7 protein-coding genes are annotated in these 13,240 nt (G+C 52.4%); 3 read left to right on the top strand and 4 right to left on the bottom strand.

Annotated elements, in window-relative coordinates:
- Positions 1–212: 212 nt before the first annotated feature.
- The 3 genes from RFN81_RS08635 to RFN81_RS08645 all read right to left on the bottom strand — a co-directional run bounded on the left by RFN81_RS08635 (position 213) and on the right by RFN81_RS08645 (position 7,025).
- The gene (locus RFN81_RS08635) at positions 213–2,276 is read right to left on the bottom strand and encodes a carbon starvation CstA family protein (protein ID WP_264498684.1); all 2,064 of its coding nucleotides are present in this window, start codon (positions 2,274–2,276) and stop codon (positions 213–215) included.
- A gap of 268 nt (positions 2,277–2,544) precedes the next feature.
- Positions 2,545–4,479 carry an exoribonuclease II gene (locus RFN81_RS08640; protein WP_264498685.1) on the bottom strand — a complete coding sequence of 645 codons (1,935 nt, stop codon included), beginning with the start codon at positions 4,477–4,479 and terminating at the stop codon, positions 2,545–2,547.
- Between the two features lie 233 nt (positions 4,480–4,712).
- Positions 4,713–7,025, bottom strand: a complete 2,313-nt coding sequence (locus RFN81_RS08645; RefSeq protein ID WP_264498686.1) for an FdhF/YdeP family oxidoreductase — start codon at positions 7,023–7,025, stop codon at positions 4,713–4,715.
- 179 nt (positions 7,026–7,204) lie between these two features.
- Between RFN81_RS08645 and RFN81_RS08650 the strand changes: the two genes are divergently transcribed.
- The gene (locus RFN81_RS08650) at positions 7,205–8,107 is read left to right on the top strand and encodes a LysR family transcriptional regulator (RefSeq protein ID WP_264498687.1); all 903 of its coding nucleotides are present in this window, start codon (positions 7,205–7,207) and stop codon (positions 8,105–8,107) included.
- Here RFN81_RS08650 and RFN81_RS08655 read toward each other — a convergent pair.
- Complete coding sequence (locus RFN81_RS08655) at positions 8,098–9,168, bottom strand: LacI family DNA-binding transcriptional regulator (protein WP_264498688.1); 1,071 nt, start codon at positions 9,166–9,168, stop codon at positions 8,098–8,100. The two genes, RFN81_RS08650 and RFN81_RS08655, sit on opposite strands and share 10 nt — an antisense overlap.
- 313 nt (positions 9,169–9,481) lie before the next feature.
- On the opposite strand from RFN81_RS08655, the gene RFN81_RS08660 reads away from it, so the two are divergent.
- Both RFN81_RS08660 and RFN81_RS08665 read left to right on the top strand, forming a co-directional pair.
- Positions 9,482–10,792, top strand: a complete 1,311-nt coding sequence (locus RFN81_RS08660) for an MFS transporter (RefSeq protein WP_264498689.1) — start codon at positions 9,482–9,484, stop codon at positions 10,790–10,792.
- A gap of 35 nt (positions 10,793–10,827) precedes the next feature.
- Complete coding sequence (locus RFN81_RS08665) at positions 10,828–13,203, top strand: glycoside hydrolase family 31 protein (RefSeq protein ID WP_264498690.1); 2,376 nt, start codon at positions 10,828–10,830, stop codon at positions 13,201–13,203.
- Positions 13,204–13,240: the final 37 nt, after the last annotated feature.

The following is a 13,240-nucleotide window of genomic DNA, read 5'->3' on the forward strand; positions in this document are numbered from 1 at the left end:
CGCTATTAATTAACCCGGTGGCCAATCAGTCCTCCAATAGCCGCACCGTCCAATGGTCCCTCTTATCGCTAACAGCTCCGCACCAACGGCGATATTCCGGTCGCGCTTGAAAGTCGTTGAACGGCCAGGAGCCTTTGCCACTGGCGTAATGGTTATAGTGCATTTTCCTTCCCGCCGCATGAGAGGAATTGAAGATCATGCGGCGGGGCAGTTTAGGGTTGAGCGCCGTCCCGCCAAATAATGGGGCTTTCTTTTGCCGTTGGAACCTTGCTGCTCAGCGCCCGACGAATGACAAAGAACGCGGAAATCAGCATCGTTACCGCGACCAGCATGAAAAACCCGCACAGTGCGGCGTTAATCTGGTTGCTGAAAACGATCGTTTCCATATCTTTAATCGATTTTGCCGGTGCAATGAGTGTGTTCTGTTCTATACCCGCCGCGAAGCGTTTCGCTTGCGCCAAAAAACCAATACTGGGATTGTCATGGAATATCTTTTGCCAACCCGCCGTCATTGAGGTAATAAACAGCCAAATAGTGGGGAGGATCGTCACCCAGGCATAGCGTTGTTTCTTCATCTTAAATAGCACCACGGTGCCAAGAATCAATGCCATTGACGCCAGCATCTGATTACCGATGCCAAATAACGGCCAGAGCGTATTGATCCCGCCAAGAGGGTCGATAACCCCTTGGTATACGAAGAATCCCCAGCCTGCGACGGCCACTGTAGTGCCAGCCAGATTTCCCAGCCAGGAATGGCTATTCGCTAATTTCGGTATCGCAATACCGACCAAATCCTGCACCATGAAGCGGCAGGCGCGCGTTCCCGCATCGACAGCGGTTAAGATGAATAGTGCTTCAAACAGGATGGCAAAGTGATACCAGAATGCCATCATCGCTCGGCTATTAAAGATTTCGGTGATGATATATGCCATGCCCACGGCGAAGGTTGGCGCACCACCGGCGCGGGACAGAATCGAGGCTTCGCCAACATCGTTCGCTATCGCACTCAATTCCTGAGGGGTAATCACGAATCCCCAGTTATTAATGGCTAACGATGCGCTTTCTACCGTGGTGCCAATCAGTGCAGCGGGAGAATTCATCGCAAAGTAGACGCCCGGCTCGATAACCGAGGCACAAATAAGCGCCATGATAGCCACAAAGGATTCCATTAACATGGCGCCATATCCGATGAAACGGATATGACTTTCACGTTCAACCAATTTCGGCGTGGTGCCGCTGGAAACCAGCGCATGGAAGCCAGAAATTGCGCCGCAGGCAATGGTAATAAAGAGAAATGGGAATAGAGAACCAGAGAAAACCGGGCCGCTGCCGTCGATAAATCGGGAAACCGCGGGCATTTTCATTTCCGGCATGGCGAATACGATGCCGAATGCCAGGCCGATAATGACGCCGATTTTCAGGAAAGTAGAGAGGTAATCACGCGGAGCCAACAGGAGCCAGACGGGCAGAACGGAAGCCACAAAGCCGTAAATAACCAGTACCCAGGTAAGTGATGTGCCTTTGAGAGTGAAGAATGGTCCCCAGTAAGGATGCGCGGCGATATTACCGCCGTAAACAATTGCCAGCATCATGAGCACAAAGCCAATGATAGACACTTCGGCAATTTTACCCGGTCGTAAAAAGCGCATGTAAACGCCCATAAAGAGCGCGATAGGGATGGTCGCAGCGATGGTAAACAACCCCCACGGGCTCTCCGCCAGGGCTTTTACGACGACCAACGCTAATGCCGAAAGAATGATAATCATCACGCCTAGCGCACCAAGCATGGTGATAATCCCCGCGAACGACCCCAACTCCTGTTTTGCCATTTCCCCCAGAGAACGGCCGTCACGCCGCGTGGAGATAAATAGCACCAAAAAATCCTGTACCGCGCCAGCTAGCATGACCCCGACCAAGATCCAGATCGTGCCGGGAAGAAAACCCATTTGCGCGGCAAGGATGGGCCCGACCAGCGGACCGGCTCCGGCGATAGCCGCGAAATGGTGGCCAAACAAGACCCATTTATTGGTGGGCACGTAATCCAAGCCGTCATTATGACGCTCAGCCGGAGTCAGCCGGCGATCGTCGAGTTCGAATACTTTTTTAGCGATAAACAGGCTATAAAACCGATAGGCGATGCTGTAACACGATACCGCGGCAATCACCAGCCATACAGCATTGACGTGTTCGCCACGACTGAGCGCCAGCGTGGCGAACGCAAACGCGCCCGCCAGGCCGACGAGCAGCCAAATCACCATGCTTTTGACATTATTCATGACACACTCCTTCGTAATTTAGAAACGGGGGTAGCGCGAGTGTTAATGCCATTTAACAATAGTGAGTTTGCCGCCGAAGAGAAGCAGGCCGATAAGAAAATGTGAGCGAACGTTACTTTATGTAAGTAAATTTAAAGGGGCGATTAAACGCTCAATGTAAAAATCCGTTTCGTTTAGATGTGAGCGCTAAAGTCTGACGGCATTATGCCAATGTGCGGGATACCAATGTGCGGGCGAATAGAACGCCCGCCTGAAACATCCAGCCAAATTAGGCGGCTGGTTTTGCCACGATGCTGCGGGTTTCCTGACGTACTTCCGCGATAACGATGTCTAACGTATCTCCCTGACGATAAACGATCTCGCCTTTTACCGCGAGCGTGCCCATTTCCTGGCTACACACCAGCTCATCGCGCACGGCGTGAATAAAGGAAGACGGAATAAATGCGACGGCACCGTTATCCAATAGGCGAATACGCAGACCGCCGCGCGTAACGTCAATAATTTCCGCGCTGAAGCGAATATTAGTCCCTGCTTTGTCGCTGAGGTAGCGGGCGTAGAGCCAGTCACTGACGTCACGTTCAGCCATGCGATTAAGCCGACGCCGTTCGGCAAGATGCGCCGTGATACTGTCTTGAGGCTTTTCCGCTGCTTGCCCGGTAATAACCGCTTTCAGTAAACGATGGTTTATCATGTCGCCATATTTACGTATAGGCGATGTCCAGGTGGCATAAGCTTCCAGGCCCAGACCGAAGTGCGGCCCCGGCAGAGTGCTCACCTCGGCAAAAGATTGAAAGCGGCGGATACGGCTATCCAGGAATTGAGTCGGCTGCGCATCCAGTTCACGACGTAACTGGCAAAAACCGTCCAGCGTCAACAACGTCTGCGCGTCAGCATGAATACCGTGGGTATCCAGGACAGCAACCGCTTGTTCAACCGATGCCGGATCGAAGCCGTTATGAACGTTATAAATACCAAAGCCTAGTCGGTCACGTAGTACCTTGGCCGCACAGACATTGGCGGCAACCATGGCCTCTTCCACGATGCGGTTGGCAATGCGGCGATGCTCAACTACGATATCCAGCACATCACCTTTTTCACCCAGCAAGAAACGGTAATCTGGGCGTTCTTTAAACACCAGCGCGTGCGCGGTACGCCACTCACTGCGCGCCAGACAAAGACGATGCAATAAGCGAAGTTGTTGCGCGATAGCGTCATTCTGCGGCCGCCAATTGCCTTGTTCTTCCAGCCAGTCGGAGACATCGTCATAGACTAACTTGGCCTTGGATTCGATCCAGGCAGCGAAAAAATGAATATCCTCACCCAATGACCCGTCGGACGCAACCGTTACGCGACAGGCAAGGGCAGGGCGGCGTACATTGGGATGCAGCGAGCAAATATCATCCGATAGCGGACGCGGCAGCATCGGAATGTTGAATCCGGGCAGGTAGTTAGTAAAAGCGCGCTGCCGTGCAATATTGTCTAATTCGCTGCCTGCCTCAACGTAGGCGGTCGGATCGGCAATCGCTACCGTGAGTTGCAATGAACCGTCACCGTTGTCCTGCACGTACAGCGCATCATCCATATCTTCGGTACTGGCGCTATCAATAGTGACAAAACAGAGCGCGGTTAGGTCTTCTCGGATGAGTTCGCCGTCGTGACGTTCTGTCGCCGCGACTTCCGGGGCCGCTCGCTCCAGATTGTGACGTGACAACGTCACCCACCACGGAGCCAACGGATCATCGCCGGTCGTAATATAGTGTATCAACTCTGCATGAAACCCACGATCGCCCTTTAACGGGTGACGTCGCATCTCTGCCACCGCCCAATCGCCGTCTTGAAATGGGTGCGTAACATCGCGCGCGGCCCGGCAGGGAATGGCATCTTTAAGTAGCGGGTGATCGGGCGTGATAGACAATCGGTCGTCTTTTTTATGAACACGCCCAACGAATCGGGTTAGAAAGGGTTCGATCAGCGTTTCCGGCTCAACCAGCTCTCGCTCTTTCTCTGTATGTAATGTGGCGGTAATCCGGTCGCCATGCATGACCTTTTTCATGTGCGGCGGGGGAATGAAATAGCTTTTTTGACCGTCAGTTTCAAGAAAGCCAAATCCTTTGTCGGTGCCTTTGACGACACCTTCAACACGCGGTGTCTGGGAGTGAAGTTGCTGTTTTAGCTGTGCAAGCAGCGGGTTATCTTGAAACATAGCGTCCAGAAATAGGGTTGTGAGTGGCTCAATTAGCGGTTCACAGTTTTACTCGAATCGGGTGCTGGCGGCAAGAATAATCGGGGAATGTCGCGTCCCGCCACGACAGCGAACGGTGCGCCGCCTGAGCCGAGTCAGCGCGCCTCTTGTAACAAACGCCCGCCGTATTCACGACAACAGGTGATACGGCAGGGCGCAATAATGTTGTTAGCGAATATTGGCTAGATAACTGCCTAGGCGATACGTAACAGCGGTGCTTTCTGAGTACTCCGCCGCACGCTAACGGGCACCGACTTCGATGTCGGCGTATACGTTTCGTCCCCAAAACTGGACAGCGGCACTAGCGGGTTGGTTTCCGGGTAATAGGCTGCCAAATTTCCACGCGGGATTGCGTAACTCACCAGCTTGAAGCCGTTGACGACACGGGTAATACCATCGTTCCATAACGTTTCGATATCGACTAAATCGCCATCCTCTAGCCCAAGCGCCGCAATATCCTCCGGGTGCATGAACAGCACTTCGCGCTGCCCATATACGCCGCGATAGCGATCGTCCAGCCCATAAATGGTGGTGTTGTACTGGTCGTGCGAACGCAACGTTTGCAGCGTGAAAGGAACCTCGCTACCTTGAAGCTGCGGGAAAAGCGTCTCGGGCAGTGCGGCATGGCTGAATTGCGCTTTTCCGGTAGGCGTGTTGAAGCGTAATTCAGCGGCGGCATTGCCAAGATAGAATCCGCCTGGCAGATCGCAGTTAGCGTTGAAATCGGTAAAGCCCGGAATGGTAGCGGCGATATGGTCGCGAATGCGTGAATAATCATCGGCCAGCGCCAGCCAGTCGAGTTTATCCTTACCCAGAACCGCATTGGCTATGCCGCATACAATGGCGGTTTCTGAACGTTGTAACGGTGAGAGCGGCTGCCCGACGCCCTGTGATGCGTGCACCATGCTGAAGGAATCTTCCACGGTGATAAACTGTGGGCCGCTGGCCTGCATATCGAGATCGGTGCGACCCAGGGTTGGCAGAATCAACGCATCGACCTTGCCGGTAATTAAATGGCTGCGGTTAAGCTTGGTACTGATGTGTACCGTCAAATCGCAACGGCTCAGCGCTTCCTCGGTACGTGCAGAATCCGGCGCGGCAGCGGCAAGATTCCCCCCTAGCGCGATAAGCACTTTGACCTCGTCACGCAACATGGCTTCGAGCGCTTCAACGGTATTGTGGCCGGGTGCATATGGTGGCGTGAAATCATAGTGCGCTGCCAGCCGGTCGAGAAACGCGCGCGTGGGTTTCTCATCGATCCCCATGGTGCGGTTGCCCTGTACGTTACTGTGGCCGCGAACCGGACACAGCCCCGCTCCCGGTTTGCCTAACTGACCAAACAGCAATTGCAGATTCACGATTTCCCGCACGGTGGCCACGGAGTGTTTATGCTGGGTAATCCCCATCGCCCAGGTACAAATCACACGCGGCGATTGTTGATAAATTGCCGCGACGTAACGCAGTTGCGCTTCTGTCAGACCTGACTGTTGTTCAATCTGCTGCCACGTGGTGGCATCCACGACGGCCAGATACTCGTCTACCTGCTCAGTGTGCGCGGATAGAAAAGCCTGGTCGAATAATCCCGGCTCTCCATCAGACAGGCGCTGGCGATGCGTTTCCAGCAGCGCTTTGACCATACCGCGCACGGCGGCCATATCTCCGCCAAGATTGGGTTGCAAATAAGTTTCGCTGATGGTGCCGGACAACGGCGTGAGTAGCTCCAGCGGGTTCTGCGGGTTGGCAAAGCGTTCCAATCCACGTTCGCGCAGCGTGTTGAAAGAGACGATATGTGCGCCACGATCGGCAGCGTGACGCAGGCTGTGCAGCATGCGTGGATGATTGGTGCCGGGATTTTGACCGAAAACGAAAATCGCGTCGGCGTATTCAAAATCATCCAGACGGATAGTGCCTTTTCCCACGCCAATGCTCTGTTTCAGGCCAATTCCGCTAGCTTCATGACACATATTCGAGCAGTCGGGGAAATTGTTCGTCCCCAGCATACGGCCAAAAAGTTGATAAAGATAAGACGCTTCATTACTGGCGCGTCCAGAGGTATAGAGCTCGATCTGATTAGCATGCTCCATATTATTGATGTGATGAGCAATCAGGGCAAACGCCGCATCCCAGTCAATGGGCACGTAGCGATCGCTGGCGCGGTCATAGCGCATAGGGTGCGTTAACCGCCCCTGATACTCCAGGAAATAGTCGCTTTGTTGACGGAGAGTGGACACGCTATGGGCGGCGAAAAAATCTAAATCGACCGCTTTGCGAGTCGCTTCCCAACTTACTGCTTTGGCGCCATTTTCGCAGAAACTGAACGTGCTGCTGTTATCATCGCCCCAGGCGCAACCGGGGCAGTCAAACCCTTTCGATTTGTTGACCCGCAGCAAATTTCGGATATTTTTAAATGCTTGCTTACTGTCGAGGACGAAACGCGTGGTGGCTTCCAACGAACCCCAACCGCCAGCCGCATTGCGGTATGGCTTGATAGATGGTTTGAATTTCATAGATTAATCCGCAGGTGATAATGTTTTTTTTATGTGAACAATATTTTAAATATTTGCTTTTAACGAAAGTGTAGAGGCCATTAGCGATCTCGTCTAATCAAATACGGCTATGGTGGGATAGAGGCGGTTTATCGTTATTTTGGGGTATACTGACCGCTTACTAATTACAGAGTCTGACGATGGATATTAAGCAACTGCAATACCTGTGCAATCTGGAGAAAGAACGCCATTTTGGGCGGGCAGCGGAAGCCAGTTTTGTCAGCCAACCTACGCTCTCTATGCGCCTAAAGAACTTGGAGCGCGAGCTGGATCTGCCGTTAATCAACCGCGGTAACAATTTTGAGGGGTTTACGGCAGAAGGCGAACGCGTCTTAGCCTGGGCGCGGGAGATCGTTTCCGTTTATCAGGGGCTGAAGCGCGAAGTGGCATCGTTGAAACGTGGCGTCAGCGGTGTCTTGCGTGTTGGGGCCGTGCCGCAAAGCAGCATTGCATTATCAAACCTGCTGGCGGCGGTCAACCAAATTTACCCGCAATTAGACTTTCAAATCTCGCTGTTTAGCGCCGATCAATTACTAGAAGCGTTAAATGCGCATTCGGTGGATATCGGGATCGGCTTTTTTACATTTTCGACGCTGCAAGAACTGCATTTTCAGGTGACACCCTTAGCGGAACAAGGTGTCGACCTCCTGTTTCATCCCCATCACTTTCCCCAGTTTGCCGGAGACGAGCCGCTGGCGCTTGATGCTCTTGCCGAAATACCGCTCTGTTTGGCTGAACCTAGCCGCTATTTCCGTCGTTATCTGGACAGCCATTTTAATGAGAGAGGTATTTTGCCGCGCATTAAAGTGGAAAGTGCATCCGTTTTACAGCTCATCCAAAGCGTTTACGTTGGGTTAGGATGTGGCATTGTTCCTCACGGTAGCCTGATCCCGGAAATGACGCCGGCGTTAATGCTACGACCGTTGCAATTGCCGCCAATGCGCCGCCGTGCGGCTGTCGTCGTGGCAGAGGCGGGTAAAGTGACGCCGCTGGCGCAGAACGTATTTGATGCGGCACAGCAGTGGTTACGGGATCAGTCGTAAAGGCGCTCGCTCTGTACTGGCGCCACCGATTTGCTGGTGCGCCATCGTCTCACTGACGCGCGAACGACGAGAGTGCCGTTGAGCAGTACGTTGCTTATAGCGGCATCAGGGCGGATCAACCGATATTGCAGCTGCCTGATCGCTTCTTCACCCAGAGCTTCGCGCGGGACATGAACCGAGGTTAGCGGCATGTCGTGAATCGCTGCTAGATTGAAGCCGTCCATACTCATCACTGACATATCCTGAGGGACGCGTAATCCAGCCTTATATAAGGCATCTACCGCACCGACGGCGATAAAATCGCCGCCCGCCAGAATTGCCGTCGGCCATTTATCCGGCGGGTGGTGGGATAAGTAAGTGGTCATCGCCTCTTCTGCTTTCGTCGAGCTGAAATTATCCAATGGAAGCCAGTTGCTCCCGGAGGAAAATGGCAAATTATGCTGCAAATAAGCATCTCGGATACCCTCCAGACGCAGTTCCATCGTGTAACGTCGGGGGCATAGTAGCGTGAGTACCGAATGGTGTCCCTGCTCGAAAAGATAGTGGGCGGAAAATTCGCCAATTAATCGATGTGCTGGCGCTACGCTGGGTAATCGCATTTTACGGTCGATAGCGTTAATCAATATGCACGGTTTACCACTGTCTGCTGCCAGCGCGTGAATATAGGGATCGTCTATGCCGATAAGTAATGCGGCTTCCGTGGACGGTTCGCGTATTTTGTTTAGAAATAGTGTTGCGTCACTGTCGTTTTCTTCCAACCCGCAGTACCTAACGCGCACATCGTGTGGTTTCAGCGCATCAATGATGCTCTGTACCACTTTGTGATAATAGATATCAGAACGAAGATCGAATGCGCGCGACGGGGCGAAGATCGTTACCCCGTTCAAGAGCAGACGACCATTGGCGAGTTCTGTAAGTACACCACATTGGCGGGCACAGTTTAGAATACTCGCCTTTGCCTGTTCACTGGTATTGGACTGACCAGATAGCACGCGTGAAACAGTGCTGTTCGAGTAACCGGTTCGCTGCGCAATTTCGCGTATTTTCAGGTTTCCTTTCATTTTGTGATCTCGTTCACTTTTGGAAATGACACATTTTTCATTATCGCTTATCGCCTTATCTCACCGGGCGAGACGCGTTTTCGCCGTTATTTCGACCCTATCATGAAAAATTTTTCAAAAAAGTGAGTATTCCGCGCTTTTCAATTGTTCTACTCTCATTTTGGTCAACCAATTCCGTTTCATGGTTGTAATAACAAATACTTTTTCCATTAATACAACAACATAAAAAATATATTGGGCGACAAGCATCTGTGTGCGTAAGCCGCTGTGTGATCGGAACACGGTAACCCTACCTTCCTGTAAAGGAGACATCATGAGTCTAGATATCAATGCGTCCTCCATCGCAACCAAAGGCAAACGAACCTTCAGAAACCTACGTTGGTGGATGCTAGGCCTGTTTTTGCTCGGCGTAACCGTCAATTACATTACGCGTAATTCGCTCGGCATTCTGGCGCCGGAATTGAAAACCAGTATGGGTATTACCACTGAGCAATATTCCTGGATTGTCGGCGCATTCCAACTGGCGTATACCCTGTTTCAGCCGTTATGCGGTTGGTTAATCGATGTCATCGGGCTAAAAATGGGGTTTCTGATCTGCGCCTCAATTTGGGCGTTGATGTGTATCCTCCATGCGGGTGCGGGGAGCTGGTTACACTTGGCGATCCTGCGTTTCTTTATGGGGGCATCAGAGGCGGCGGCGACCCCGGCGAATGCTAAAACCCTGGGCGAGTGGTTCCCTAAAAAGGAACGCCCGATTGCGGCGGGTTGGGCTGGCGTTGGGTTTTCTGTCGGGGCGATGCTAGCGCCGCCGATAATTGTCGTCGCGCATGCCTATCTTGGGTGGCAAGGGGCATTTATGTTTACCGGCGTGCTAGCGATGCTGTGGGTTATTCTATGGTGGCTGTTCTACCATAGCCCGGAAGATCACCCGAATTTAAGTCGTGAAGAGTTGGATTTTATCCGCCAGGACAATGAGGCCCCGCCCGTCAAGTTGCCGTTTTTCACCGCACTGAAAACGGTTTCAAAAAATAAGCGTTTTTACGGTATCGCCATTCCGGCCTTTATGGCGGAACCCGCATGGGCGGTGCTTAGTTTTTGGGTTCCGCTTTATCTGGCGAATGAGCGCGGAATGGATCTTAAACAAATAGCGATGTTTGCCTGGTTACCGTTCCTTGCCGCCGATCTCGGCAGCATCGCCAGTGGCTACCTCACTCGGCTTTATGTCCGCTGGTTCGGCTGTTCACGCGTCAACTCGATTGTGGCCAGCTCGGTTACGGGGGCGTTTCTTATGTTATCGCTGGCATTAGTCGCGCTTAGCAAAGACCCGTGGATGGCAATCTTACTCATTTCCATTGGTGGATTCGGCCATCAGGTGATTTCCTGCATGCTGAGCGCGCTGGTCGTGGAATCGTTTGATAAAGGACAGATGGCTACGGTAAACGGGATGCGTGGTTCGTTTGCCTGGATTGCCAGCTTCTTGTTTTCGCTATTGATCGGCGTCACCGCCGATAAAATCGGGTTTAACCCGCTATTTATAGCGATGGGATTCTTTGATTTGATTGGCGCCATCTTCCTGATCGCCTTCATTGCTGAACGTCGTGAGAAAGCACGTCCTCAGGCGTAACGGTATGTTTATTTTTTTCCTGAAAAGGACGCTGTATGAAAACGCTGAAAAATTGGGTATTTCGCGATCGGACCGCTAATTACGTTGAATTATTGGTAGATGGCAAACATGTTTTCCGTTTATATGTGCTAGAGCCAATGCTCGCTCGCGTACTGGTTAAACCGCATGGCGAATTAGCGTTGAACCGCACCTGGAGTATCGCGCCACAGCAAGATGTTCCCTGGGCGGGACGTGACCGCGAAAGCTGTGAGGGGTTTAGTCTGCCGGGATTTGTATTGGAAACACTGGACGATGCCCTGCGCATCAGCACGGCGCAGATGAGGATTACCATTCATCAGCCGCTGTGGCTGGCCTGGGAATATCGCGATGAACAAGGCGAGTGGCAGATGTTCGCCGCCGACAGGCCGACCAGCGCCTATCTTTTAAATCCTCATGGCGATGGTGTTGCGCATTATCAGCGTCGTTTCCCGACAGAGCGTTATTATGGGCTGGGGGAAAAAGCGGGCGATCTTGAACGTACCGGACGCCGATTTGAATTTCGTAATTTAGACGCGATGGGTTACAACGCCGCAAGTACCGATCCGCTCTATAAGCATATACCGTTTACCATTACCCGACGCCAGGACGTTAGCTTTGGTCTGTTTTACGATAATCTAAGTACAACCTGGTTCGATCTTGGAAATGAAATCGATAATTACCATCTGGCCTATCGTCGCTATCAGGCTGAGGCGGGCGATCTCGATTATTACCTGTTTATTGGGCCGCGCGTGCTGGATGTGACAAAAGCCTTTGTGCGCCTGACGGGTAAAACCCTTTTCGGGCCAAAGTGGAGCCTGGGCTATAGCGGTTCTACCATGCATTACACCGATGCACCCGATGCACAGCAGCAATTGATGAAGTTTATTGCCTTGTGCCATGAGCACCAGATCCCGTGTGATTCGTTTCAACTTTCGTCAGGTTACACGTCAATTAACCAGAAGCGTTATGTGTTTAACTGGAATTACGACAAAGTCCCTCAGCCAGAGGCGCTGTCTCAGGCTTTCCACGATGCGGGGCTCAGGCTAGCGGCCAATATCAAACCTTGTTTACTGCACGATCATCCGCAATATAAAGATGTCGCCGCAAAAGGGTTGTTTATTCAGGATTCCGAATCCGATGCGCCAGAACGCTCGAGTTTTTGGGACGATGAAGGTTCGCACCTGGATTTTACCAACCCGGAAACGGTCGCGTGGTGGCAAGAAAATGTCACTCGGCAATTGCTGGAGAAAGGGATTGACTCGACGTGGAATGATAATAACGAATATGAAGTTTGGGATGGCGAAGCCCGTTGTCATGGGTTTGGCACAACCATGGCAATTAAACATATTCGTCCGTTAATGCCGTTGTTAATGATGCGTGCCTCGTTAGAAGCGCAGCAGCGCTTCGCTCCGACGCGCCGCCCTTATTTGATTTCTCGCTCCGGTTGTGCAGGAATGCAGCGCTACGTACAAACCTGGAGTGGCGACAATCGTACCAACTGGCAGACGCTCCGCTACAACACCCGAATGGGAATAGGGATGAGCCTATCCGGTTTGTATAACGTTGATCATGACGTTGGCGGCTTCTCCGGCGACAAACCCGATGCCGAGCTTTTTGTGCGTTGGGTGCAAAATGGTGTGATGCACCCGCGTTTTACCATCCATTCCTGGAACGACGATCACACGGTGAATGAACCGTGGATGTATCCAGCGGTAACCCCCGCGATACGCAGCGCCATCGAACTTCGCTATCGTTTGCTGCCGTATTTCTACACCTTATTGTGGCAGGCTAGCGCTGACGATGAGCCGATGCTGCGCCCAACGTTCCTCGATCATGAGCAGGATAGCGCGACGCTAGAAGAAAACGATGATTTTATGTTAGGCCGAGACATTCTGGTCGCTAGCGTAGTTGAACCGGGGCAACGACAGCGACCGGTGTATCTGCCAGTAAATACGTCGGGCTGGTATGATTTTTATTCCGGTCAATGGTTCAGCGGTGGACAAACGATCGTGCTGGATGCGCCGTTGGAGCGGCTCCCGCTTTTGGTTCGCGCTGGGGCGATGATCCCGCTGTCAGGACGCACGGCGTATGTGAATTCGCAGGAAGATGTGCAGCGTGATTTTTTACTGTTTCCACCCACCGCAGGCGGCGCGGATAGTGGACTGCTATTTGAAGATGATGGGGAAACATGGCAATGGCAGGAAGGAAACGCGCTGTGGCTACGCTGGGAAATCCGTGCCGATAACCGGCGGATTGATGTGACATTCACTGCGGAAGGGCGTTATCAACCCGCCTGGCAACATGCGACGCTGCGCTTACCCGCAAACGAACATCGTCAGCTATATATCAATGGCAAGCATACAACGATATATCAGCGCCCATCAACGATATAGCGCGGCGCGACTTCAGCAAGTAGCCTACTTTTGTGTA

Origin of the sequence: Pectobacterium cacticida, assembly GCF_036885195.1 — a bacterium.
Taxonomy (GTDB): Bacteria; Pseudomonadota; Gammaproteobacteria; order Enterobacterales; family Enterobacteriaceae; genus Pectobacterium; species Pectobacterium cacticida.

Coding starts and splice junctions, on each gene's coding strand:
- RFN81_RS08655 (WP_264498688.1), bottom strand. CDS start 9,168: ATGAAAGGAAACCTGAAAATACGCGAAATTGCGCAGCGAACCGGTTAC.
- RFN81_RS08635 (WP_264498684.1), bottom strand. CDS start 2,276: ATGAATAATGTCAAAAGCATGGTGATTTGGCTGCTCGTCGGCCTGGCG.
- RFN81_RS08665 (WP_264498690.1), top strand. CDS start 10,828: ATGAAAACGCTGAAAAATTGGGTATTTCGCGATCGGACCGCTAATTAC.
- RFN81_RS08650 (WP_264498687.1), top strand. CDS start 7,205: ATGGATATTAAGCAACTGCAATACCTGTGCAATCTGGAGAAAGAACGC.
- RFN81_RS08660 (WP_264498689.1), top strand. CDS start 9,482: ATGAGTCTAGATATCAATGCGTCCTCCATCGCAACCAAAGGCAAACGA.
- RFN81_RS08640 (WP_264498685.1), bottom strand. CDS start 4,479: ATGTTTCAAGATAACCCGCTGCTTGCACAGCTAAAACAGCAACTTCAC.
- RFN81_RS08645 (WP_264498686.1), bottom strand. CDS start 7,025: ATGAAATTCAAACCATCTATCAAGCCATACCGCAATGCGGCTGGCGGT.